General features: G+C 46.1%; 21 protein-coding genes and 1 tRNA gene. 10 read left to right on the top strand and 12 right to left on the bottom strand.

The window, feature by feature from the left end; genetic code table 11:
• Positions 1-6: 6 nt before the first annotated feature.
• The 5 genes from FD967_RS05040 to FD967_RS05020 are packed head-to-tail and all read right to left on the bottom strand — an operon-like array spanning position 7 to position 4,774.
• The gene (locus tag FD967_RS05040; protein WP_215327038.1) at positions 7-714 is read right to left on the bottom strand and encodes an ABC transporter ATP-binding protein; all 708 of its coding nucleotides are present in this window, start codon (positions 712-714) and stop codon (positions 7-9) included.
• A 2-nt stretch (positions 715-716) separates the two neighbouring features.
• Entirely contained in the window at positions 717-1,502 is a 786-nt protein-coding gene (locus tag FD967_RS05035) for an ABC transporter ATP-binding protein (RefSeq protein WP_215327037.1), read from the bottom strand.
• Positions 1,499-2,641, bottom strand: a complete 1,143-nt coding sequence (locus FD967_RS05030) for a branched-chain amino acid ABC transporter permease (RefSeq protein ID WP_215327035.1) — start codon at positions 2,639-2,641, stop codon at positions 1,499-1,501. The genes FD967_RS05035 and FD967_RS05030 overlap by 4 nt, the downstream gene beginning before the upstream one ends.
• A 2-nt stretch (positions 2,642-2,643) precedes the next feature.
• Positions 2,644-3,576: a branched-chain amino acid ABC transporter permease gene (locus tag FD967_RS05025; RefSeq protein ID WP_215327034.1), complete on the bottom strand. Its 933-nt coding sequence runs from the start codon at positions 3,574-3,576 to the stop codon at positions 2,644-2,646.
• A gap of 46 nt (positions 3,577-3,622) precedes the next feature.
• Positions 3,623-4,774 carry a branched-chain amino acid ABC transporter substrate-binding protein gene (locus FD967_RS05020; RefSeq protein WP_215327033.1) on the bottom strand — a complete coding sequence of 384 codons (1,152 nt, stop codon included), beginning with the start codon at positions 4,772-4,774 and terminating at the stop codon, positions 3,623-3,625.
• A 367-nt stretch (positions 4,775-5,141) separates the two neighbouring features.
• Here FD967_RS05020 and FD967_RS05015 point away from each other — a divergent pair, with 367 nt between their 5' ends.
• The 6 genes from FD967_RS05015 (at position 5,142) to FD967_RS04990 (ending at position 11,095) form a co-directional block, all read left to right on the top strand.
• Positions 5,142-6,134 (top strand): tripartite tricarboxylate transporter substrate binding protein, encoded by a 993-nt coding sequence (locus FD967_RS05015; RefSeq protein ID WP_215327032.1) that lies wholly within the window; start codon positions 5,142-5,144, stop codon positions 6,132-6,134.
• A 28-nt stretch (positions 6,135-6,162) separates the two neighbouring features.
• The gene (locus FD967_RS05010) at positions 6,163-7,683 is read left to right on the top strand and encodes a class I adenylate-forming enzyme family protein (protein WP_215327031.1); all 1,521 of its coding nucleotides are present in this window, start codon (positions 6,163-6,165) and stop codon (positions 7,681-7,683) included.
• A gap of 10 nt (positions 7,684-7,693) precedes the next feature.
• On the top strand, positions 7,694-8,479 hold the full coding sequence (locus FD967_RS05005; RefSeq protein WP_215327030.1) for a citryl-CoA lyase: 786 nt from the start codon (positions 7,694-7,696) through the stop codon (positions 8,477-8,479).
• Between the two features lie 2 nt (positions 8,480-8,481).
• Entirely contained in the window at positions 8,482-9,222 is a 741-nt protein-coding gene (locus tag FD967_RS05000; protein ID WP_215327029.1) for an SDR family oxidoreductase, read from the top strand.
• Positions 9,223-10,050, top strand: a complete 828-nt coding sequence (locus FD967_RS04995; protein WP_215327027.1) for an SDR family NAD(P)-dependent oxidoreductase — start codon at positions 9,223-9,225, stop codon at positions 10,048-10,050.
• An 82-nt stretch (positions 10,051-10,132) separates the two neighbouring features.
• Positions 10,133-11,095, top strand: a complete 963-nt coding sequence (locus tag FD967_RS04990; RefSeq protein ID WP_215327026.1) for a tripartite tricarboxylate transporter substrate binding protein — start codon at positions 10,133-10,135, stop codon at positions 11,093-11,095.
• A 68-nt stretch (positions 11,096-11,163) separates the two neighbouring features.
• Here FD967_RS04990 and FD967_RS04985 read toward each other — a convergent pair.
• The 6 genes from FD967_RS04985 to cysS form a co-directional block, all read right to left on the bottom strand.
• Positions 11,164-11,258, bottom strand: a tRNA-Ser gene (locus tag FD967_RS04985).
• A gap of 61 nt (positions 11,259-11,319) precedes the next feature.
• Entirely contained in the window at positions 11,320-12,570 is a 1,251-nt protein-coding gene (locus FD967_RS04980; protein ID WP_215327025.1) for an aspartate kinase, read from the bottom strand.
• An 83-nt stretch (positions 12,571-12,653) separates the two neighbouring features.
• Positions 12,654-13,967: a tRNA lysidine(34) synthetase TilS gene (gene tilS / locus FD967_RS04975; protein WP_215327024.1), complete on the bottom strand. Its 1,314-nt coding sequence runs from the start codon at positions 13,965-13,967 to the stop codon at positions 12,654-12,656.
• Positions 13,933-14,904, bottom strand: coding sequence for an acetyl-CoA carboxylase carboxyltransferase subunit alpha (locus FD967_RS04970; RefSeq protein ID WP_215327023.1), 972 nt, complete (start codon positions 14,902-14,904; stop codon positions 13,933-13,935). The genes tilS and FD967_RS04970 overlap by 35 nt, the downstream gene beginning before the upstream one ends.
• Before the next feature lie 9 nt (positions 14,905-14,913).
• Complete coding sequence (locus FD967_RS04965) at positions 14,914-15,570, bottom strand: DNA-3-methyladenine glycosylase (RefSeq protein ID WP_251369102.1); 657 nt, start codon at positions 15,568-15,570, stop codon at positions 14,914-14,916.
• A 16-nt stretch (positions 15,571-15,586) separates the two neighbouring features.
• On the bottom strand, positions 15,587-17,008 hold the full coding sequence (cysS, locus tag FD967_RS04960) for a cysteine--tRNA ligase (RefSeq protein WP_215327021.1): 1,422 nt from the start codon (positions 17,006-17,008) through the stop codon (positions 15,587-15,589).
• A gap of 60 nt (positions 17,009-17,068) precedes the next feature.
• On the opposite strand from cysS, the gene FD967_RS04955 reads away from it, so the two are divergent.
• Genes FD967_RS04955 through FD967_RS04945 form a run of 3 tightly spaced genes read left to right on the top strand, consistent with a single transcriptional unit; the run spans position 17,069 to position 19,224 of the window.
• Positions 17,069-17,890, top strand: coding sequence for a tetratricopeptide repeat protein (locus FD967_RS04955; protein ID WP_251369101.1), 822 nt, complete (start codon positions 17,069-17,071; stop codon positions 17,888-17,890).
• 45 nt (positions 17,891-17,935) lie between these two features.
• Positions 17,936-18,439, top strand: coding sequence for a peptidylprolyl isomerase (locus FD967_RS04950; RefSeq protein WP_215327020.1), 504 nt, complete (start codon positions 17,936-17,938; stop codon positions 18,437-18,439).
• A complete protein-coding gene (locus FD967_RS04945) occupies positions 18,436-19,224 on the top strand; it encodes a UDP-2,3-diacylglucosamine diphosphatase (RefSeq protein ID WP_215327019.1) in 789 nt (262 codons plus the stop codon). Before FD967_RS04950 ends, FD967_RS04945 begins: the two co-directional genes overlap by 4 nt.
• Positions 19,225-19,237: 13 nt before the next feature.
• On the opposite strand, the gene FD967_RS04940 is transcribed toward FD967_RS04945, so the two are convergent.
• Positions 19,238-20,026 (bottom strand): inositol monophosphatase family protein, encoded by a 789-nt coding sequence (locus tag FD967_RS04940; protein ID WP_215327018.1) that lies wholly within the window; start codon positions 20,024-20,026, stop codon positions 19,238-19,240.
• A gap of 130 nt (positions 20,027-20,156) precedes the next feature.
• Here FD967_RS04940 and FD967_RS04935 point away from each other — a divergent pair, with 130 nt between their 5' ends.
• Positions 20,157-20,906, top strand: a complete 750-nt coding sequence (locus tag FD967_RS04935; RefSeq protein WP_215327017.1) for an RNA methyltransferase — start codon at positions 20,157-20,159, stop codon at positions 20,904-20,906.
• The last annotated feature ends 10 nt before the right edge of the window (positions 20,907-20,916 follow it).

Genomic DNA, 20,916 nt, shown 5'->3' with positions numbered 1-20,916 from the left:
AGTCAGTTACCCAAAATAGGCGGCTTGGACTTCTGCATTGTCCGCAAGTTCTTTTGCGTTGCCTTTGGCAACAACTCGACCTTTAGAGATGACATACCCTCGATGAGCAATTGCCAAAGTTTGACGCACATTCTGCTCAACTAAGAGCACAGTAGTTCCCATCTGATTTATTTCTTTGATAATTTTGAAGTTCTCTTTAACAAACAGTGGAGACAATCCCAATGATGGTTCATCAAAAATCAGCAGATCCGGCGAACTCATTAAACTGCGACTAATTGCCAGCATAGCCTGCTCACCACCAGACATTGTTCCAGCTACTTGCGAAGAACGCTCAGCCAAGCGAGGAAATAGCGTCTTCACATGTAAGCGACGCTCCTCAATTACATTCTTATCTTTGACCAAATAAGCACCAGCAGACAAGTTTTCATCAACCGTCATTCGTGGAAAAACACGCCGCCCTTCTGGTACGCAAGCAATGCCTTGCTCAATAATTTTGTGGGACGGTAAATGTGTGATGTCTACATCCTTGAAGAGAATTTGACCCCGATTGACTGGCGTTAGTCCTAAGATGGATCGAATTAAAGTTGATTTTCCTGCGCCGTTAGCACCCAAGATGCAGGTGATCTCACCTTGTTTAACTTCGATTGATACATCCTCGAGAACATCAATACGATCGTAGGCCGTATAAATATTGTGAATATTGAGCAAGTTCATGATCACTCTTGTCCTAAGTAGGCTACCTGAACCTCAGGATTATTAACAATCTCATCGTAGGTACCCTCGGCAATTTTTTTGCCGTAATTTAATACAATGCAACGCTCGGTCATACGTTGAATTAAGCCCATTTCATGCTCAATCAAAATGATTGTGAATGGCTTTATTTTGCTGCGAACCTGCAAAATATCGTCCATCACTTCAACAGTTTCATCATGGGTCATCCCAGCAGAAGGCTCATCTAGCAACAAAAGATCTGGCTCGCTAATTAAGGCACGGCAAATCTCGATACGACGCCGGTCAATCATTGGCAGACTAGCAACGGGCTCGAATATCTTTCCCGCTAATTTAGGATTAAAGGTGAGAAGCAATTGATTTACCTGCTCCACCACACGGTCATATTCCTCTCTAAATTGCTTTCGCTTGAAGAGATTAAAAATTAATCCAGTATTTAGACGTCGATTATCACCAATCGCAATATTGTCAAAAACGGTGAGGGGTAAAGACAGTCTGGATCGTTGAAAGGTTCTCGTAATGGCCTCACGATAGACCTCCTGAGCGCTGGCATCAGCAAGGTCCTTCCCCCTGAATGTCACATTACCAGAGGTTGCTCTATAAAGACCAGTCATCACATTAAAGAATGTAGTCTTACCAGATCCATTTGGACCTAAGAGCCCAAGAACTTCACCCTCATTAACATGCAAATTCAGAGAATCTAACGCTGTAACACCACCAAAGCGCATTGTCAGATTGTGAGCCTCTAAAATTTTATTTTTGATTTGGTTCATTTTTCACTCCCTGCTTTGTTACCAGGGAAATACTCTCGGATTCTTCTTGGCAATAGGCCATCAGGACGGAATAGCAAAATTAAAATCACAACAATTGCATATAACAAAAAACGATATTCCTGAATGAACTGCAACTTCTCTGGGAGGATCACCACAATAGCTGCTGCAGGAATAATGCCCCAAGGATTGCCAATTCCTCCCAAAATAACGATGGAGACCATAATTAACGAGTCGGCAAAAGTGAAATTATTTGGAGCTACATAGGCAGTCATCATTCCATATAGGGCGCCAGCCATGCCTGCTATCACATTACCCAATGTGAATGCCACAATTTTCCAATGTGCAATCTTGACACCAAATGTGGAGGCGGCAATCTCGTCAGTACGCACCATGTCCATACTCAATCCTATCCATGAACGCTCTAAATTACGGGTAACTTTGAAGCTCAAAATTAACAGGATTAAAGCGATTAACAAATAAGGTATGTAAAAGGAAATTTCGTATCCAGCGATCTCAATTCCATTCGAGAGATCCCAGCCAAATAAATTCATGGCTGGGATCTTCATTCCCTGAGGACCGCCTAAACTATCGTTTACCTCTAGAAAATTTCTGAACAAAATACCAAATGCAATAGTTACCAAAGCCGCATAGTGGCCCCGGGTTCTTAAGACCGGATAAATGAGAATCGATCCAATCAATGCAGATACACCTGCGGCCAACACTAAGATCAAGATATGCGGAACGGCCGTATAGGTTGCCAAGATTGCTGCTGTGTAGCTACCAATGCCAAAAAAAGCTGCTCCAGCAAAGTTAACAATTCCAACATACCCAAACTGAGTATTTAAACCGAGACAAACTACAGAGTAAATCAGCACTGTAGCCAACATCAGTAAGGCGAAGTGAGAGTTGTGAAAGACCACCATAGTGATGAGCACACCAGCAACCGAAGCATAGGCTGGGAACTGCGGGTGCTCTCGCACGGCAGCAGCCAATCGGTCCATCAGACCCATCTTTTTACCAACAACGCTGACAGCAAACGCCAGAATGACCAGACCGCCAACCTCGATCTGACTTTCTGATCCCAGCAATAAAATACTGTAGAGCAAACTCAATATAAAAGTAGTAATTAATAACTTCATTCTTACACTCGCTCGCTTGATTTTTCAGAAATCAAACCGGTTGGCTTTAATCCCATGATGATAATAATTACAGTAAATGCGAATACATCCTTATAGGCACTAGGAACATCAGGGAAAATCGCTGGTAGCAATACAGCGCCAATAGTCTGCAGTGCCGCAAAAAGAAAGCCGCCCACAATTGCCCCATAAAAATTTCCAAGGCCACCTACAACAGCAGCAGAAAAACCAATGACACCCAACAAAAGTCCCATGCTGAAGTTCACTTCGTTGTAATACAACCCATTCATTAAGCCAGCTAGGGCCGCCAAAGCAGACCCAAGCATAAATGTGATTAAAACAATTTGACGGAAGTTAATCCCCATGATTCGAGCCGTCTCGCTATCCTGCGCCACAGCTCTGATAGCTAACCCGATCTTGCTGCGAGTGATTAACCTTTGAACAGCAACAATACAGATGATTCCAGTTAGCAACAAAATGAGGCTGTCTGAGCGCAAGGTAAATTCCCCAAGGGCGATTCCGTCTACTGGTAAAAGTCTCGGGAAAGGCTTTGGATTAGAGCCATTCGGGTAAAAAAGGCGCACTGCTTCGCGCAAGGCTAAGCCCAACATCAGCGTGACTAATAATGTATTGATGGGGGGAGCCTTTTGCAAAGGCAGAATTAAGTAACGAGCAATCAGAGCGCCCAAGAATGAGGCCACTGAAAGGCTAATTAAGACAATGATTAATAATTGCAGCCATGGGGAATCAAAGGTGCCCGCTATACCAATATATGTAGTGAGACCAGCAAAAGCACCCACCATCAAAATATCACCGTGCGAAAACTTAATGACGTCCAAAACACCGAAGTAGAGAGTAAAACCCACTGCAACAATCGCATAAATGACGCCTAACATTAAGCCGTTAAGCAGATACTGCAAAAATATATCAAACGACATGCACTTTTACCCTCTTTACTTCGGTTACAAAACAGTAAATCTGAGCTTATTGCCCTAACTTACGCTGCTTCTTAGCATACAAGCTATCTTCCCAAACAACCCACTTACCATCTTGTGCAACGTACTTAGAAATTAATGGGACGATGTTCTGGCGGCGATCATCAAAACTAACCTTACCGATAATCGTATCAACATTATTTGTCTTGTTGAGAATATCCATCACCTTCTTACGATTTGGGCCAGCTTTTTCAATGGCATCCATAATCAAGTTAGCAGCTGTATATGCAAATGGGCCATAGGCTTCAGGTGCATCTGGATATTTTTGCTGGTTGTATTTAGCTGTAAATTCCAAGCCACCTGGTAATTTCTCCCATGGAGCGCCCTCGATGAAAGAAAGTGAGCCCTCTGACAATTTACCTAAACCTTCAATATAGGCATCAGACTTAATTCCAGATGTTCCTTCAAATACAGCCTTAATGCCCAGGCGGTCCATTTGTGTACGAATACGAATACCAATTGGAGTTAGGCCGCCAAAATAAACAACCTCGGGCTTCAAATCTTTAATCTTCGTCAACTCAGCGGTAAAGTCTTGTTGATCAGCGGTAACGCCGAAGGTACCCAGAATTTGTCCACCATTTTTGGTTAAATATTGGGTGAAGTATTTGTTATGGCCCTTACCGTAATCTGTAGTGTCATGAATAATGACCCACTTTTTATAACCCAGGCCTGTAAGAAATTTAGCCGCCACCTCATTCTGATTAATCATGGTGCCATTGACACGATGAATCTCTTTATAGTCATTGCCGTAAGTGATCTCCGGCAATACTGCTCCCCACACCATTACTGGCAGGCCAAATTTATGATAAACATCCACAGTACTCATTGCGACTGCCGAGCAATAGTGAGTTACGCCAGCAATAATTGAGTTATCGGCAGCAATCTTTGTAGCAACTTGCACGCCCACGTTTGGCTTGCATTCATCATCTGCGGAAACAAGTTCATATTTATATTTAGCATTGGGATCCTGGTTACGAAGACGTACCGCAAGATCAGCCGAGTTTCGACCACCAATACCATTGGCAGATACGCCGCCAGTCAAAGGCCCAATGTAGGCTATCTTTACCGTGTCCTTAGCTGAAACGCTGAAGGAAAGGCTGGAGCATAAAGCGAGGACTAAAGCTGAAACAATTGATTTCATAACTAATCTCCTAGGAATTTTTTATAACAATCTACGACTCAGTGTATCAATATTTTGTTTTATGAATATTGATCTGAATCACCCCTTTGATATGCTCGTTAACCCTAGATAATAATGCTGATGGCTCATAAACAAATAAGTGTGATTGCTTAAAGTATATGTGGTTGATCAATAACTCTGCACCCTGCCAATGTCTATAGTGGTGCAGAAAGAACTGTATTTGCACACATTGCACCAAAATTGAGGGGAGATGATGTTCTTAAGGATCTCCGAGCCTAGAGCTCTAAGGTAAGAGGCGGTGTTATAAATGAATTGTGGCCAGATATTATTCTGGGGTGTTAAAAAAACTGAATTCAGGGGGAGTGTCATGTCTTTATATTTCGAGAAGCGTAGAGGGTTACTTGTATTACTCACTGCCCTAGCCTGCTCAACGATAGGAGTGGCAAATGCCCAAACGAACGTAAGTTGGCCTGATAAGCCCATTAAGATCATTGTTGGTTACTCCGCTGGAGGGGCTACAGATATATTGGCACGTTTAGTTGCAGTAAAAATAGGCAACACCTTGGGTCAGCCAGTGATTGTTGAAAACAAGCCTGGCGCCAATAGCAATGTAGGCGCAGAAATCGTTGCACGGTCACCGGCTGACGGTTATACCCTTTATGCCTTTTCAATTGCCAACACCATCAATATGTCGCTATATCCAAAACTCGGATACGACGCACTCAAAGATTTAGAGCCTATTGGCATGATTGCCAAGATCCCCAATATTTTGGTAGTAAATCCAAACCTTCCAATCAAAACAGTCTCGGAATATGTGCGCTACGCCAAAGAATCAAAAGATGGCATCACTTTTGCGTCCTCTGGAAGTGGCTCATCCATTCACCTCTCCGGTGAAATGTTTAAGATGCAATCCAAAATCCAAATGCTGCACATCCCTTATAAGGGTAGCGCTCCTGCTGTCACAGATTTATTAGGGGGTCAGGTAGACTCCATGTTTGATAACGCCCCTTCTGCAATGCCTCATATTCAAAGTGGAAAGCTGCGTGCAGTTGGCATTACCAGCGCACAACGATCCCCATTGCTGCCCGAGGTACCTACAATTGCTGAGTCTGGCTACCCCAATTTTGACGTACAGTCATGGTTTGCCTTGGCTGCTCCTGCCGGAACTCCGAAGCCGATTATTGAAAAGCTCAACGCTGCATTAAATAAGGCTCTCACAGCACCAGATGTGCGTCAACGCCTGCAAGAATTGGGGGCTACACCTGAGCCAGGCTCCCCAGAGAAAATGCGCGACTTCGCAACAGCCGAGGTAAAGCGCTGGCGTGAAGTGGTTAAAGCATCGGGCGCCAAAGCCGAATAAAACACAACAAAAAGAAGGAAGTCCCCGCATGTTTCCAATCGACTTCTTTTGGCGAGCATCTTTGCGCTGGCCAAATCGTATAGCCATTGATACGCCTACTGGCCCGATTCGCTATGAAGAATTAGCGTCCAAAGTGAAGGCTCTTGCTAGCGCCCTCGTGAAATTGGATCCCAAGCTTCAAAGCCGAGTCGCAATTTGTTCCGGTAATAGTGCGGAGCACATCATCGCCTTATTAGCGGTGCTTGCCTCAGGCAAAGTATGGGTTCCGCTCAACCCTAAAAGTACCCGACCTGAGATACGACGCATCATCGACATTACAGAACCAAGCCTAATCATTCATGATCAAGCCTTAGGTGAATTATTAACCGATGCCCCAGGTATTTTTATTCTTACCAGCATGAATGATGCCCAGGCATCAAGCAAAACGATGGGTGGCTTGATCCAACTACACGATAGCGTCCCACTTCCATCATTTGATCTGCCCTTAGACGCTACTCAAGCGATCAAATTTACTGGCGGCACTACGGGGGCTCCAAAAGGGGTAATGCAACCCTATCGCGCCTGGTTGGCTAATATTGCTAATCAGATTCAGTCATGGGGCTTTGATGAGCATGAGCGCTATATTGTCGCTGCGCCAATCACTCACGGCACGTCAACTTATATTTTGCCCATTCTTGCGCAAGGCGGATGCCATGTCATCTTAGACGGTGCTGGTGCTGAAGTAGTTCGTACAGCCTTTAGAGAGCGCGGTGGCACTGCTTCCTTTATGCCCCCAACACTGCTGTACATGTTGATGGCATTGCCCAATGCCTCACGTAAGGATTTTCCCAAGCTACGCAGATTGATATATGGTGGCGCACCAATGCCCGCCGAAAAAGTGCGTGCTGTCCGTGATTTTTTTGGCCCTGTACTTTGTACTACGTATGGTCAAACTGAAGCCCCTCAAATATTAACCGTCATGAAACCAGAGGATTTTGAAGATCCTCAAAATTGGGCTGCTGTAGGATGCGCTACCTGGTTTGGCGATGTCGCGATCATGGCGCCTGATGGCAGTTTCCTACCCACAGGTGAAATCGGTGAGGTAGTGGCACGTGGCGATCTTCTCATGACGGGTTACTGGCGTATGCCAGAAAAAACTGCGGAAACAATCATGAACGGCTGGCTTCACACTGGAGATCGCGGTCTGATTGATCAGCGTGGTTACCTCTATCTTAAGGACCGCCTCAAGGATATCGTTATTACTGGCGGATTTAATGTATATCCAGTCGATGTTGAGAATGCTTTAACCCAACACCCCGCTGTACACGAATGCCTAGTTTTTGGCATTCCAGATGATAAATGGGGAGAAAGCGTGCAAGCAGCAGTACAACTTCGCCCTGGTCAGCAAGTTGATGAGGCAGCACTCATTTCATTTGTGCGCGAACTCTTGGGCCCGGTTCAGACACCAAAACGTATCCACTTTTATGCGAGTTTGCCTCGCTCCAATGTGGGCAAATTACTCAAGAGCGCCGTCCTTCAACATATTCTTAACCCATCAATAAATTCTTAATCAAGCCATCATGACTAATTCATCTAGCAAAACTCCAGTAACTAGTTTATGCACTCATACCCTTACCAGCCTGCACTATCGCGATGCAGACCTTGTCGAAGACTTGATGGGGAAAAAAACATTTACTGAAGTGATGTTGATGCAAATCTTAGGTAGGATTCCACGACCCGTAGACATCCGAATTACTGACGTTGTACTCATTGTTCTCATGGAGCATGGCCTCACTCCTAGTGCAATTGCGACGCGATTAATTTACATGAGCGCTCCAGAAAATCTTCAAGGAGCAGTATCAGCTGGCTTGCTGGCTGTCGGGAGCTCTTTTATTGGCACTATGGAAAATTGTTCCGGCTTGTTAGATCGAATTACAGCTGCAAGTAACCCTGATGCCGAAGCACTGGACATAGCGCAACATTACAAAGCAATCAAGGCAGCAGTTCCGGGATTTGGGCATCATCTTCATAAACCAGTGGACCCACGTGCATACAAATTATTGGAAATGGGTCGGGCTGAACCAGATCTTCAGGGTGATAAGATCCGCGCACTGGAAATTCTATCCAAAGCCGTTGATGTAGTGGCTGGCCGCCCGATTACGATCAATGCTACTGGTGCGGTAGCTGCGCTACTTGGTGAGATTGGCATTCCCACTTCTGTGATGCGCGGCTTTGCCGTCATCTCGCGCTCAGCAGGTTTGGTAGCCCATATTGTTGAAGAGCAACAGAGCCCCTCCGGTCGTTTTATTTGGGATACCGTTGAACATGCCATTCCCTTCGTGGATGGTGCCAATAAGATTGGATAAGGATGGGCCCTCAAGCTCAAACAGCAAGAGAGTGTGTATTGATTACAGGCGCTAGCCGCGGTATTGGTCGAACAATTGCTGATCGCCTGATTGCTGATGGTATGCATGTCATTAACTTTGACAAAATAGCCCCTAAAGAAAGTGCTGGTCATGAGAATTTCTATGGAGTTGATGTCTCAAATCAAACAGAGTTGCGTAGTGCACTGTTAGAGGTGGCATCAAAGTACTCAATCACCCGCTTAGTCAATAATGCGGGTATTGTGCGCCCTGCCACCATTGAAAATACCAGCATCGAAGATTTTTATGCAGTGATGAATGTGAATGTCGCAGCAGCGATTATTTGCGTACAGGAACTTCTCCCCGCCATGAAAGCGGCTCACTTTGGACGAATTGTGAACATCTCTAGTCGCGCAGCTTTAGGGAAAGAAGAGCGAGTTGCCTATGCCACTTCTAAGGCGGGCTTGCTAGGGCTCACGCGCACATTGGCTTTAGAGCTTGCGGCTGATGGCATCACTGTGAATGCCGTTGGACCCGGCCCTATTGCAACAGAGCTCTTTCAGAGTGCAAACCCTCCGGGCGCACTTGCAACGCAACGAATTCTAGATAGCGTACCCCTGGGTCGCATTGGTCAACCAGAAGAAGTGGCGCATATTGTTGCCTCACTACTAGATGAACGTGCCGGATTTACTACTGGCCAAGTAGTTTATGTTTGTGGTGGCATGACCGTAGGACTACATCATTAAATGAGCTCAATTGCACATCCTCCCGGCTTACCACTTGACCTCACTGGTCGCATCGTTTTTGTCTCTGGCGGTGGTTCCGCTGGACCAGGTTGGAGTATTGGTAGAGCATCTTGTGTCACTTATGCCAGACTGGGTGCCAAAGTCTGCGTAGTGGATCGAGATGCAAGCTCCGCAGAAGAAACCACCAAGATCATTCTGCAGGAAGGTGGCATTGCACAGACTTTTGTCGGCGATGTTTCTGAAGAGGATGAAGTAAAGAGGCTCTTTAGTGAAGCCCGTAATCAATTTGGACCTATTGATGTTTTGCATCACAACGTAGGCATCGGTAAAGTTGGTGGGCCCATGGAAACAAGCGCCGAAGATTTTGATCGCATTCATAAGGTAAATGTTCGCAGCCTCTTGCTAGCAGCCCAAGAGGTCTTGCCTGAAATGGCTTCCCGAGGTACGGGAAATATCATCGCCATTTCATCGGTAGCTGGAATGCGGTACATGGGTTACCCGCATTTGGCCTATAGTGTCACTAAGGCTGCCAATACCCAATTTATTCGGATGATCGCTCAACAGTATGCTGGTCAAGGCATCCGCGCCAATACGGTAGTGCCTGGTTTAATTGATACCCCACGCATTGCCAACACTGTAGCGAAGATGTTCTCTGAAAATGGTCTGGACGAGGCTCGTACTGCTAGGGATAAGCAAGTCCCTATGGGCCGATCAGGAACAGCATGGGATGTGGCTCATGCCTGCGCCTTTCTGATATCGGATGCAGCCGCCTACATTACCGGAACAGAACTAGTAGTAGATGGGGGGATCACCGGAAAATACACCTAACAAAACTAAGGGTCAGCACCCATTTCCCAGTTCGATCATCTTGAGGTATTTTGTAAACTTATTCCAAATCAAAGAGACTCTAATGAATCGCCTCCTGCAATTAGGACTCCTCACCTGTTTCTACCTACTTTGTGGCTCAGCCGCTGCTTATCCAAATAAACCAATCACTATTATTGTTCCTCAAGCACCTGGCGGAACAAATGATATTGTTGGTCGAGTAGTTGCACAGCGACTCGGAGAGCAAATCAAAGCCTCTGTGATTGTCGAGAATAAGCCAGGTGCTGGCGGCAATATTGGCACTCAGTTTGTTGCCAATGCCCCAAAAGATGGTCATACACTCTTAATGACAATTAGTAGCGCTCAAGCAATTAATCCCGCCCTCTATAAAAACCCCGGTTTTGATCCAGTCAATGACTTTATTCCTCTAGCCATGGTCGGATCAGTTCCAAATGTTCTAGTTGTGAATCCTAATTTTCCAGCTAAGAATCTAGATGATTTTTTAAAATTGGTTAAATCAAAGCCGCCGGAGACTTACCAATTTGCATCAGCTGGTAATGGGACGCTAAATCATCTCTTAGGTGAAATGCTTAATCAAAGCTATGGGATATCGTTGCAACATATTCCCTATAAAGGGGTTGCACCAGCACTCAATGATCTCTTGGGTGGGCAAGTTCAAATTGCTTTTGCTAGTTTGCCATCTGTTTTGCAATACATCAATACTCAAAAATTAGTTGCCCTTGGTGTAAGCTCTTCGAAGCGTTCACCCCTTCTGCCAGATGTCCCATCCATCTCAGAAAAGATTCCAGGCTTCTCTGGAACTCTTTGGATAGGTTTATTTGCACCTAAAGGCACACCTAAGACAGTCATCGATAACTTGCGAAAAGAAATGCAGTTAACCCTGACCAATCCGGAGTTAAAAGAAAAGCTGCAGGCCACTGGAGTAGAGCTTGCCAACATGACCCCAGCTGAATTTGCTAAACAGCTTCAAGAAGACATTACACGTTGGGCAAAGATCGTAAAAGCATCTGGGGCTTCTCTTGACTAAACTCTATTAATGCAATGTCAGAAGGCAAAAAAATAGAGCCCCGTGGTTAGGGGCTCTTCTATGGCATTTGGCGGAGACGAGAGGATTCGAACCTCCGATCAGAGTTTTAGCCCCGATGCTCCCTTAGCAGGGGAGTGCCTTCGACCAGCTCGGCCACGTCTCCGTATTGCATACAATTACTACGCCCCACAGTTTAACGGATAACCGCTCCTGAGGGGTTTCTTTTACTTCTGATCAAGCTCAAACGCCTTGTGCAGAGCACGTACAGCTAACTCCATGTATTTCTCGTCAATCACCACTGAAATCTTGATTTCGCTGGTGGAGATCATCAGGATATTAATACCCTCTTCCGACAATGTACGGAACATTTTGCTAGCAACGCCCACATGGGAACGCATCCCGACACCAACTACAGACACTTTAGAGACCTTGGGGTCGCCATTAATTTCTTTTGCTTCAATATGGGCTTGCACATTCTTCTTGAGCAAGTCCAATGCTTTTTGATAATCAGCTCGTGGAACTGTAAAAGTAAAGTCTGTCTTGCCTTCAAATGATTGATTCTGAATAATCATGTCCACATCAATATTGGCATCGGCAATCGGACCCAAGATTTGATAGGCGATGCCTGGGCGATCAGGAACTCCCAGAACGGTAATTTTTGCTTCATCACGCGCAAAGGCGATGCCGGAAATAACTGCGGCTTCCATAGTGCTGTCCTCTTCAAATGTAATCAAGGTGCCCGACTTCATCTCTTGGTCTAAGGGCATTAACGGATCTGTCAGTGATGACAGAACACGGGTTTTAACTTTGTATTTACCAGCAAACTCCACTGAACGAATCTGCAATACCTTTGACCCTAGACTGGCCATCTCTAACATCTCTTCAAAAGTAATCTTGTCAAGACGACGTGCATCTTCACAAACACGTGGATCAGTTGTGTAGACACCGTCCACGTCGGTGTAGATCAAACACTCATCAGCTTTGAGCGCTGCAGCCATTGCAACAGCCGATGTATCGGAACCCCCACGACCTAGAGTGGTGATGTTGCCATTGGGATCAACGCCCTGAAAACCAGTAACTACTACGGCACGTCCAGCATTGAGATCAGCCAGGATTTTTTTGTCATCAATACTCTTGATGCGGGCTTTAGTAAATGAGGAGTCCGTATGGACAGTCACCTGCCAACCGGCGTAGCTCACTGCATCAACGCCTTCACGCAGCAATGCCAATGCCAATAGACCGGAACTAACTTGCTCGCCTGTGGAGGCAATTTGATCGAGTTCGCGTGGATTTGCATCGGGATTGATGTCTTTTGCCAAGCCAAGCAAACGATTGGTTTCGCCGGACATCGCTGAAGGCACCACAACCACCTGGTGACCAGCACGCATCCACTTGGCAACGCGTTTAGCGACATTCTGAATGCGCTCAACCGAGCCCATTGAGGTACCACCATACTTATGAACGATAAGAGCCATAAAAACCGTTGTATTGTCTATTTACAGGGAATTACATTCCCTAGTGTCTAAAAGGGGCTTATTTTACAGGGTTTTATGCTTTGCTATGGCTTCTCAAGCCATGCGGGGAGCACTCGCTTACCAACAGAGACCAGATGGGGGTAGCTCATCCCCACCCCAGCAACAGCTACGAGCTCGTCGTTGATATAGAGCAGCGGAGCCTGTCTCTCCCATGGTGGCGTATCGGATTCCTGATAGAGGTTCTTAAGCGTTTTGCGCGGGGTATTTGGCTTGATTTGGAGCTTTTCTGCCCCCTGGCGTAGTCTTTCCTCAATCAAGCCTTGCTCTTGAGCTGAAGTGACCCAATCAGCAGACAAGCCAAGCAACTTACTTCGTGCGGGCACATTTTGGAAAACCCACCGCCCTAACTTGCACTGAGTTATCTGCAAGACGCTGCGCCACAAATAAATACTCACCTCATCATGCTGCCACTCCAAGCTGGAGTCTAGCTTTACAGCCTTCAGGTCTTTCCACCAAGACTCAAGACGTTCCTGAGATGGCATTGCTAGATCATTTAACTTTAACCAATAACGCATCACATTATTCGCAGCGGGTTGGTCCGTCTTGGCAAGGTCTAAGAGAGGCGCTAGCTTTACCTGATTACTTTGAAAAATATTTTTCCCATCTTGCTTAGCTAGGCGATCCAGCAACACTTGGGATTGAGCCAATAAAGTAGCACTGCGAGATAGGTTGGCAATGGCACCTGGCTGGATTTTCTCTAGCCTCGGAATGATTTCTTTACGAATGGCGTTGCGACGATAGCGAGTATTTTGATTGCTGGGATCCTCTACCCATTTGAGCTTGTGTTCTTTAGCATAGATCTCTAACTCTGCCCTGCTTTGATTCAGCAAAGGGCGCCAAAGAGTAATTGGATCGCCTTGCTTGACATTGGTGCGATGGAGAGGCATACCAGAGAGACCCGCTACGCCAGAGCCACGTAGAAGTTGCAAGAGCACAGTTTCAGCTTGGTCGTTTTGATGGTGCGCAAGCAGTAAATCTTCAATGCCATGCTCAATACATAGATCAGTCAACGCACCGTAGCGCTCCACCCTTGCTCGGGCTTCAATATTGCCCTGAGATGGATCAGCAAAGTGCAGTAAACGAAAATCAAAATGCACTTGGTATTTTTTGGCTAGCTGCTCACAAAACTCCAACCATTGATCGGCTGGCTTTTGCAAACCGTGATGAATATGAAATACCCAAAGCTCAGTTGGGTCATTAGAATTTGCTTTGAGGGCTTTACAAACAGTATCGAGCAACACAACCGAATCAAGCCCACCGCTTAAGGCAAGCCCAATACGTTTGGCTGCTGGTGAAGCCGCCTTAAGACTTGACTTCGATTTCCTTGAACTTACCATAGCCCATCAAGCGTTCATGGCGACGCTCTAGAAGCGCATCCACTTTCATCCCATCAAAAGTCTTGAGTGACTCAGCCAAAGCTTTGCGCATATTATTCATCATCGTGTCGTAATCACGATGTGCGCCACCAGTAGGCTCAGCGACGATCTTATCGATCAAGCCAATCGCCTTTAAACGTTGCGCAGTCAAGCCTAATTGCTCAGCAGCTTCAGGTGCTTTATCTGCCGTCTTCCAAAGAATGGATGCACAGCCTTCAGGTGAAATTACCGAGTAGGTTGAGTTTTGCAACATCATCACCACATCACCCATTGCAATCGCTAGTGCACCACCGGAACCACCCTCACCAATAATGGTAGCGATGATCGGCACTTCTAATTCCGCCTGAACATAGAGGTTGTGACCAATTGCCTCTGATTGGTTTCGCTCTTCCGCATCAATCCCAGGAAATGCACCCGGTGTATCGACAAAGGTAAATACTGGTAATTTAAATTTTTCTGCCAAGCGCATGACGCGCTTTGCTTTACGGTAACCCTCGGGGCGACTCATGCCAAAGTTTCTTAAGGCACGCTCTTTGGTGTCACGGCCTTTTTGGTGACCAATGACCATGCAAGGTTGATTCTGAAAACGAGCTAAGCCAGTAATGATGGATTGGTCATCTGCGAAATTACGATCACCATGAAGCTCATGAAAATCGGTGAACAATGCACCGACGTAATCTAATGTGTAAGGACGCTGAGGATGACGCGCCACTTGAGAAACTTGCCATGGGCTTAAATTGGCATAGACATCTTTAGTTAATTGCTGACTTTTTTCAGTCAGCGTTTTGATCTCATCAGAAATGTCTACTGATGATTCATCTTGCACAAATTGCAGCTCCTCAATCTTTGACTCTAATTCGGCGATTGACTGCTCAAAATCCAGGAAAGTCGTTTTCATAGTTTAATTTTAATATTCAACGGGCTTGGGGTCGATACTTCTCCACATATACCAAGTTGCTACCGTGCGCCAGGGAGCCCAATTTGCAGCCACTTCACGGGCCTCATGCCTGCTCACAGGCTCTCCACTGAAGTAATTGAGGGAAATAGCCTTAATCAGGCCAGCATCGTCTAAGGGGAGGATATTCGGCCTAATCATATTGAAAATCAGGAACATTTCTGCTGTCCAGCGACCAATTCCCCGAATCCCACACAATTCTTTGATAATGACCTCATCCTCCATACCCTTCCACTGATTGGCATGTAAACGACCAGAATCAAAGTGTTCGGCCAAATCGCGAATGTACTCCACCTTACGACCCGATAATCCCGCTGAACGCAAATCTTCAATACTTAAGGAAAGAATATTTTTAGGATTTACCTTATCTTTAGATGCTAACAAAACCTTAGTCCAGACAGACTGAGCTGCAGCAACCGAAATTTGCTGGCCAACAATGGCCCTTGCTAGAGTAGTAAATGCATCACCGCGTGTCCGCAAAAAACCTGATCCGTATTTTGGAATCAGTTTTTTTAAAATACGATCATGTTTCATCAACTCAGCACAAGCTTGCTCCCAATAATCGGGGGCAACCTCTTCAATGATGACTTGCTGTGCAACTTTACTCAAAATAAATATTCTTCAATTAACTTTTGCGCCATTCAGTAATGCCGCCTGGCTTATCCTCCAATACTACGCCCTGATCCAATAAAGTCTTGCGAATTAAATCTGCTTTAGCAAAATCTTTAGCCAGCTTAGCAGCGACTCGTGCTGCAATCTGCTCTTCAATAGCAGCAGCAGATAAGCTAGTATCACCACCCCGGGATCCTTCTTGCAAAAATACGATTGGGTCACGTTGCAAGAAATTGAGATCTCCAGCCAAGCTTTTGAGAGCGCTAGCCAACCGTACCTTCTCTTCGCCCTGCGCACGGTTCACCTCACTAGCCAAATCAAACAGGACTGCTATTGCCTCAGGTGTATTAAAGTCATCATTCATCGCAAGAGTAAAGCGCTGAGACCATGTTGAATGGGGGTCTACAGGTTTATCGACTGATGTAACTTGCGCCAAAGCCGTGTAAAGACGAACTAGGCCAGCGCGAGCCTCTTCAAGTTGTGCATCACTATAGTTAATTGGGCTGCGATAGTGGGCGCGTAACATAAAGAAGCGCAGGACCTCGGGGTCGAAGCTCTTCAAGACATCGCGAATGAGGAAAAAATTACCCAATGACTTGGACATCTTCTCTTCATTTACCCGAATATGCCCGTTATGCATCCAGTAATTTACAAAAGGTTCATCGCTAGCCTGGTGATCTTGGCCGTAAAGAGCCCCCTCGCTCTGAGCAATCTCATTTTCATGGTGCGGAAACTGCAAATCTGCACCACCACCATGAATATCAAAATGCTCGCCTAGCAAATCGCATGACATTGCGGAACATTCAATATGCCATCCAGGGCGACCTTCACCCCAGGGGGATTTCCAACGCGTATCAGCAGGCTCCTCTGGTTTAGCACTCTTCCATAGAACAAAATCCAATGGATCTCGTTTACCACCGCCAACAGCAACACGCTCACCAGCATTTAATTCATCTAGAGATTTACCGGAAAGGCGACCGTATTCTGGAAACAATCGAACGGCGAAATTGACATCGCCATCTTCGCCTTGATAGGCTAATTCTTTTTCAATTAAGCGGCCAATGATGCCTTGCATTTGCCCGATGTAATCGGTTGCACGAGGCTCATGATCGGGGTGCATCAAGCCCAATTCATTTGAGTCGGCATGCATCGCATCGATAAAACGCTGCGTTAATACAGAAATAGGCTCGCCATTCTCAATCGCACGATTGATGATCTTGTCATCGATATCAGTGATATTGCGGACGTAGATAACCTCATAACCACTGGCTCGCAACCAGCGCACCACCATATCAAACACAATCATCACTCGGGCGTGACCAATATGGCAAAAGTCATAAACCGTCATTCCGCAGACATACATCTTCACCTTGCCCGGCTCAATGGGTTTAAAGGCCTGCTTAGAACGACTGAGAGTGTTATAGATTTGCAGCATAAGGGCTATAAAGGTGGGCAGGTAGCGCCAATTTGTTAGACTGAGCGCTGAGTATATCGAATGAGCCCGTTTTTAACCCTGAACCCTATGCTAGCTAACCATTTTTTACTACGTCCAGCTCAGCTGCATGGCTTATGCGCCATTTTTGCTGTTTTGCTCCTTGCAGGCTGCAGCACTCCTGGGCAACAGTTAGCAGAGGCTGAAATTAAGGCCCTCAATAGTGCCCCCGCTAGTGCTCAAGGCACTCAAGCGCCCTATTTAGGATCTTACGGCCCCAATGACCCTCCAAGACTTGCCGGTAATGATGCTGGATACGATCCATTTAACGCTGAGCTATCAGACTCTGTTGCTGTTCCATTTTTATCCTTTTTGATTATTGAGCCTGATCCCGTAACTAAAAATGGGGTTCCGTCCGATATTGAAAAGTTAGTCAAAGCCAAAAAATATCCTGAAGCCATCGATAGTATTAATCAGCAACTGAAGAAAACACCGGGTAATGTGCAGTTACGTTACGTCAAGGCGCGTATGCAGATTGAAATGCGCCAATGGGTAGAAGGTAAAAAGACCTTAGTTGAAATTACCCAACAGTTTCCAGAGCTACCTGAGCCTTACAACAACTTAGCTGCACTAGCAGCAAACCAAGGCAATTGGATTGAGGCAAGGGATTATTTAGAGCTCGCCTTAAAATTACGCCCCAGCTATACAGTTGCCTCTGCCAACTTAGGCGAGGTCTATATTCGCCTTGCTGCTCAGGCATATGACAATGCCGCGAAGGATGCAGTCTTAAATCAACGTCAATATACCAACCGCGCAAAAGCATTGATAGAGATACTAAAACCACCCAAAAAGGTGACTACTCCAATGGCGCCTGTCTCAAAATAATTTTTTAGTATTTTTACCCACTGACACATAGAAAGTGAATTCATCATGACCAAAATTCTACTCACAACAAATAAGGGTGATATCACACTCACACTGGATGCCACTAAGGCGCCAAAGACTGTTGACAATTTTGTGCAGTACGTCAAAAGTGGTCACTACGATGGCACGATTTTCCATCGCGTGATTGATAATTTTATGATTCAAGGTGGTGGCATGACTGCTGGCCTAAAAGAAAAATCATCTGGCGCCCAAATTGAGAATGAAGCAAACAACGGTCTCAAGAACGAACGTGGCACAGTGGCTATGGCTCGAACTAGCGACCCGCACTCTGCGACAGCGCAATTTTTCATTAACGTCAATGACAATGACTTCCTAAACCATACCGCTCCCAATGCTCAAGGTTGGGGTTATGCTGTTTTTGGCAAAGTCACCGATGGTCTTGATGTGGTTGATGCCATTCGCAAAGTCAAAACAGGCAATTCCGGCTTTCATCAAGATGTTCCTGCAGAAGATGTCCTCATTGAAAAGGCAAGCGTTCTCGAGGAATGATTCCGCAATACGCGAGCGCGCTGCTCATTTCTGATTTACATCTTACGGCGTCAATGCCATTGACGGCGCAACGATTCTTTGATTTTTGCGAAAAAGATGCCCCCAAGGTAGAGGCTGTATTGATCCTGGGTGATCTCTTTGAGTATTGGGTTGGGGATGATGCCGCTTTACATTCACCTTTTCAACAAGAGGTAAAAAATGCGCTTGCAACACTGTCCACAAAAGTAAAAACCTATTACCTTCACGGTAATCGGGACTTTTTAGTTGGCAAGCATTTTTTAAGTAAAACAGGCATGACCCTCATGCCTGACCCTAGCAAGATCAATATTGCTGGCTCTGAATATGTTCTCTGTCACGGCGACTCACTTTGCACGGCAGATATTGGTTACCAAATTTTCCGTAGCTGGGTTCGTAAACCCTGGATCCAAAAACTATTCTTGAGAATGCCTTTGAATTGGCGCCGCTCCATTGCTAATCACCTGCGCAGCAATAGTAGTGTTCAATATCAACGGTCAATGCAATTCTCTATTGAAGAGGCAAAAGCCAAAACCAATGTCACCTTGACTGCCTGCGCAGCAGTTCTCAGAGATCAATCTGGCACTCAATTGATTCATGGACATACTCATCTGCCTAAACACCACCAAGAACATCTACAAGATCAAGAATGGCAACGCTGGGTCTTATCAGACTGGGATTTAGATCACCCCGAAAGTGGGCGACCACGCGCAAGCGCCCTACTCATTAATCAAGACGGCGTACATTACACCGACCTGATCAAAACTTAATACTGCCGCCTAATTAACAGCTGGAGTATTTGGATAAACACTGCACCATCTGAGCAAAGATACGTGGGTTTGCACTCATCACTTCACCACTTTGCAGGAATCCTTCTTCGCCTCGGTAGTTGCCGACAAGTCCACCAGACTCAGTAATCAATAAAGCGCCTGCAGCCATATCCCATGGCTTGAGATCGCTCTCAAAAAACCCATCGTAACGACCAGCAGCAACATAGGCTAAGTCAAGAGATGCAGCGCCAGGGCGACGCAGACCGGCACATTGGCGGGACATATCTGCAAAGATTTTTAAATACTTTTCTATATCTTGATCATCGCGATAAGGAAAACCAGTACCCAACAATGAATTGGCCAAACGATCTTGCGTGGCAACACGCAAACGCCGACGATCTAAATAAGCACCTGCACCACGCGTGGCAGTAAACAGCTCATCACGAGTCGGGTCATACACCACTGCTTGTTGGGTTACCCCGTTTACAGATAGTGCAATGGAAACTGCATATTGAGGGAAGCCGTGGATAAAGTTGGTTGTACCATCCAGCGGATCAATGATCCAGACATGTTCAGCATCAGCGTTTTGAGCGCCAGTTTCTTCAGCCAAGAAACCGTGCGAAGGATAGGCTTCGCTGAGCGTTTCAATAATGGCTGCTTCAGCCTGTCTGTCCACCTCAGTTACGAAATCATTATGTTGTTTGCGGTCGACCTGAAGTCGCTCTAAATTCAGAGACGCTCTATTAATCACGGTTCCGGCACGACGGGCAGCCTTAACGGCCACATTTAACATGGGATGCATAGTATTGATGGACAAATTAAATAAGAACAAGCTCACTAAATTGCAAACTGCGGGACAATAAGGAGCTAACACCCTGATTCTAAACGATTGCTACATTGAACACCCATGCCCATAGAGAATTCCGGTTGATATGAACGCCTCACAAGCACAGTTACTACGCTGGGTTTTAGTTGAAACCAGCCACCCAGGAAACGTGGGGTCGGCAGCGCGTGCACTAAAAACCATGGGGTTTAGTGATCTCCATCTGATTTCACCGAAGATTGCTGGGGTTGCACAGGCACCTGAGGCAATTGCTCTAGCCAGTGGTGCGGTCGATGTCCTGGAGTCCAGTCATGAGACTTCGTCTTTGGAATCAGCCGTTCAAGGCTGCACTCTTGTCTTAGGACTCACCAGTCGTGATCGTGAATTTGGGCCGCCAGCATTAAATTGGCAAGATACTCGCCCACTAGTTCAGGCAGCTATTGCGGGTAATCAGCGAGTCGCACTCCTCTTTGGACCAGAGCGCACCGGGCTAGATAACCACCACCTCTCACTGTGCACCCATCGCGTATGGCTTGATGCAAACCCACTTTATCCCTCCCTGAACCTCGCCCAAGCCATTATGGTTTGCGCCTTCACCCTCAGAGAATCGCTGGGGGAAGATTTGGGGCTTGGGATCTTAGGCCCTAATGCTGAGCCGGAAGATTATGCAGATCCTGCGGCTGTAGCTGCTATGCTGGAGCACTGGCGTGAGGGGCTAGAGGCCATTGGCTACCTTGATCCCACTAATCCCAAAAAGCTCATGCCCCGCTTACAAGCGCTATTTGCCAGAACGCGCCTCCATAAAGAAGAAATCGACCTGCTCCGTGGCATTGCCAAACAGATGCTCTTGAAAAAATAGATTGGGCATT

Source organism: Polynucleobacter sp. JS-Mosq-20-D10, from assembly GCF_018687755.1.
Lineage (GTDB): Bacteria > Pseudomonadota > Gammaproteobacteria > Burkholderiales > Burkholderiaceae > Polynucleobacter.
The sequence above is the reverse complement of the archived record's forward strand: the minus strand, read 5'-3'. Positions and strand labels throughout refer to the sequence as shown.

Bases quoted from the DNA above. Each gene is read 5' to 3' on its own strand.
- FD967_RS05000 (WP_215327029.1), top strand. From the start codon at position 8,482: ATGGGCCCTCAAGCTCAAACAGCAAGAGAGTGTGTATTGATTACAGGC.
- FD967_RS04980 (WP_215327025.1), bottom strand. From the start codon at position 12,570: ATGGCTCTTATCGTTCATAAGTATGGTGGTACCTCAATGGGCTCGGTT.
- FD967_RS05005 (WP_215327030.1), top strand. From the start codon at position 7,694: ATGACTAATTCATCTAGCAAAACTCCAGTAACTAGTTTATGCACTCAT.
- FD967_RS04990 (WP_215327026.1), top strand. From the start codon at position 10,133: ATGAATCGCCTCCTGCAATTAGGACTCCTCACCTGTTTCTACCTACTT.
- FD967_RS04935 (WP_215327017.1), top strand. From the start codon at position 20,157: ATGAACGCCTCACAAGCACAGTTACTACGCTGGGTTTTAGTTGAAACC.
- FD967_RS05025 (WP_215327034.1), bottom strand. From the start codon at position 3,576: ATGTCGTTTGATATATTTTTGCAGTATCTGCTTAACGGCTTAATGTTA.
- FD967_RS04940 (WP_215327018.1), bottom strand. From the start codon at position 20,026: ATGCATCCCATGTTAAATGTGGCCGTTAAGGCTGCCCGTCGTGCCGGA.
- FD967_RS05010 (WP_215327031.1), top strand. From the start codon at position 6,163: ATGTTTCCAATCGACTTCTTTTGGCGAGCATCTTTGCGCTGGCCAAAT.
- FD967_RS04970 (WP_215327023.1), bottom strand. From the start codon at position 14,904: ATGAAAACGACTTTCCTGGATTTTGAGCAGTCAATCGCCGAATTAGAG.
- FD967_RS04945 (WP_215327019.1), top strand. From the start codon at position 18,436: ATGATTCCGCAATACGCGAGCGCGCTGCTCATTTCTGATTTACATCTT.
- cysS (WP_215327021.1), bottom strand. From the start codon at position 17,008: ATGCTGCAAATCTATAACACTCTCAGTCGTTCTAAGCAGGCCTTTAAA.
- FD967_RS05015 (WP_215327032.1), top strand. From the start codon at position 5,142: ATGTCTTTATATTTCGAGAAGCGTAGAGGGTTACTTGTATTACTCACT.
- FD967_RS05030 (WP_215327035.1), bottom strand. From the start codon at position 2,641: ATGAAGTTATTAATTACTACTTTTATATTGAGTTTGCTCTACAGTATT.
- FD967_RS04995 (WP_215327027.1), top strand. From the start codon at position 9,223: ATGAGCTCAATTGCACATCCTCCCGGCTTACCACTTGACCTCACTGGT.
- FD967_RS05035 (WP_215327037.1), bottom strand. From the start codon at position 1,502: ATGAACCAAATCAAAAATAAAATTTTAGAGGCTCACAATCTGACAATG.
- FD967_RS05020 (WP_215327033.1), bottom strand. From the start codon at position 4,774: ATGAAATCAATTGTTTCAGCTTTAGTCCTCGCTTTATGCTCCAGCCTT.
- FD967_RS05040 (WP_215327038.1), bottom strand. From the start codon at position 714: ATGAACTTGCTCAATATTCACAATATTTATACGGCCTACGATCGTATT.
- FD967_RS04955 (WP_251369101.1), top strand. From the start codon at position 17,069: ATGAGCCCGTTTTTAACCCTGAACCCTATGCTAGCTAACCATTTTTTA.
- tilS (WP_215327024.1), bottom strand. From the start codon at position 13,967: ATGGTAAGTTCAAGGAAATCGAAGTCAAGTCTTAAGGCGGCTTCACCA.
- FD967_RS04950 (WP_215327020.1), top strand. From the start codon at position 17,936: ATGACCAAAATTCTACTCACAACAAATAAGGGTGATATCACACTCACA.